Source organism: Kitasatospora sp. NPDC059747, from assembly GCF_042732955.1.
In the GTDB taxonomy this organism is placed as follows: Bacteria; Actinomycetota; Actinomycetes; order Streptomycetales; family Streptomycetaceae; genus Kitasatospora.
The window spans coordinates 1-2,303 of record NZ_JBHWGV010000267.1 but is presented as its reverse complement, the minus strand read 5'-3'; the positions used below and the strand labels follow the sequence as shown (position 1 = coordinate 2,303).

The following is a 2,303-nucleotide window of genomic DNA, read 5'->3' as shown; positions in this document are numbered from 1 at the left end:
GTCACTGTGTGTTGTGTTGGGGGGGGTGGGTAGTTTTTTTTTCAGCGCGACCGCCGCCGCGGGGGGGGGGGGCGCCGCGCCCGCCCGCCCCCCCCCCCCACGGTCCGTTCGAATTGACTCACCGCTCTCCGGCAGCCTAGACCGCCGGACGGTTCAAAAGATCACCAGGTGAAGAGGCCGACAATGCCGGAGGCCACGGCGGACCCACCCTCGATGATCTTCTGACCGACTGCCTTGGCGCCCTTGATGCTGGTCCTCGCGACCGGTCCGGCGATCTCGCCGTAGATCTTGCCGTAGGGGCCTCCGATCGTGCCGAGGATCGTACTGGTCGCCGCGTTGAGGAAATCCTTGCTGTTGAAGCCGTCGGCGTAGAGCCACGCACCGGTGCTGAGCACACCGGCCCCGAGGGAAAACGCTCCGAAGACGCCGAACCCGATCTCCCCGAGGGGCGGCGGAAGGGCGAGCGAACCGACTGCGGCCAGGCCCCAGATGGTGCTGTAGTGCCCCGTCTCCGTGGCGAAGTTGCGGATACCGTCCTTGCCGTCGCCGCCCGTTCCACCGCTTCCACCGCTTCCGCCGGAGCCCCCGGGCGGGGTGGCGGACGCCGTGTCGTTGATCTTGTCGTTGGCCGGGTTGTTGGACGGGTTGACGTTCGCGGCCTCGGCCTGACGGGCCGCCTGGGCCGCCGCGGCTGCCGCCGCCGCCTGCTCCTGGGCCCGCTTGTCCGCCGCGATGCTGTGTGCCTCCCGCGCGGCCGCGGAGGCCTCGGAGGCGCTCTTGCCGGCGGCCGTCGCCGAAGCCGCCGCGCTGGCGGCCGAGGCACGGGCGCTGGCCGCCGAGGCGGTGGCCTTGTCGGCGGAGGCGACCGCCTGGTTCAGCGAGTAGTTGGCCGCGCGGTTCGCCTTCTGCGCGGTCGCGGCGGCCGACTTGGCCTGCTGGGCGGAGGCGGCCGCAGCGTTCGCCGAGGCGTCCGCCGCGGTGGCCTTGGCCTTCGCGTCGTCCGCGTAGCCCTTGGCCTGCTGGGCCGACGCCTGGGCCTTGTTCGCCCAGTCGTTGGCCTCCTGGGCGGCGTTGCGGGCGTTGGCCGCGACCTGGTACGCCAGCTGGGCGTTCTGGGTGGCGGTGACCGCGTCCTTCGCCGCGTTGGCGATCAGCGCGAGGACCGAGGACACGTGGGTGTCGGTGTCCGAGTCGAGCACGGCGGCCTTGTACTGGACGGTGGTCACGAAGTCGTGCTGCATCCAGGCCGGCCCGGCGAGCGCGACCTCGGCCGCCGCCTTGACGTTGGGACCGGCCTGGCCGTTCAGGACGGAGAAGATCGTCACCCGGTCGTCCTCGGCCACGGCGCGCTGGTAGCCGGTGTGGACGAAGTCGGACATCGCCTTGGCGCTGCCGTTGCTCAGTGCGGCGGCGCCGTCCCGCTGGACCGCAGTCCCGGCTCCGTTGAGCATCGTGAAGATGGTGTACCGCAGGTCGTCGGCCTGGACGTCCAGCGCGCCACCGGAGAGGAACTTCGCGACGGCGGTCGGGTCCGTGCTCTCCAGCGTCCGCTGGGCGGCCCCCGCGAGCGTGGAGGTGCCGATGGTGGACAGGTAGGTCACCTTGTCGCGGTCGTCCAGCCGCAGGCCGTCCTGGTACTCCTTCTTCGCCCAGGCGACCACGCCGTCGTCGTTGTCGGCGAGCGCCGTGCGGGCGGCGTCCCGGGTCCAGTAACCCGCGCTGCCCAGCAGGCTGACGGCGGCCTTGCGGCCGAAGCCCGCCGCGGTCTTCGGGTCGGTGCCGGGGGCGGCGGCCTTCTGCACCAGGTCCTTGGTGGCCGTGTCGAGCGCGGCGGCCGAGGTCTGGTCGCCGGTCAGCTTGGCCTGGTCCGCGGCCTCCGCCTTGACGAGGGCGGCGGCCTCCTTGAGGCCCTGCTGCTTGTCGGCCTCCAGCTTGGCGGCCTCGGCCTGACGGGCCAGCTGCTCGATGCTCTGGGCCTCGGTGACGGCGTCGTTCGCGGCGGTCGCGGCCTCGATCGCGGCATTCGCGTGGGCGGTCGCCACGTTGGCCCAGTCCTGCGCCTGACCGGCCGCCGCGGCGGCCTGCTCGGCGGCCGTGGCCGCCTTGTCGGCGTGGTCGGCGGCGCTGGTGGCCCTGCGGTTCGCCTCGGCGGCGTGCGCGGCGGCCGCGTTGGCCAGGCTCTCGGCCCGGCCGGAGGCCGCGGTGGCCAGGTCCGCCGCGGAGCGCGCCTTGCCGGCCGCGTCCCGGGCCCGGGCCGCCTGGGCGCCGGCGGCGCCGGCCGAGCTGCCGGCCTGGGCGCTGGC

Annotated in this window: 1 protein-coding gene; it reads right to left on the bottom strand. The window is 73.7% G+C overall.

The features are described from left to right. Positions 1-161 precede the first annotated feature (161 nt). Positions 162-2,303 (bottom strand): ALF repeat-containing protein (locus ACFV4G_RS43380; RefSeq protein WP_380449164.1); only part of this gene is annotated, 2,142 nt, incomplete at its 5' end.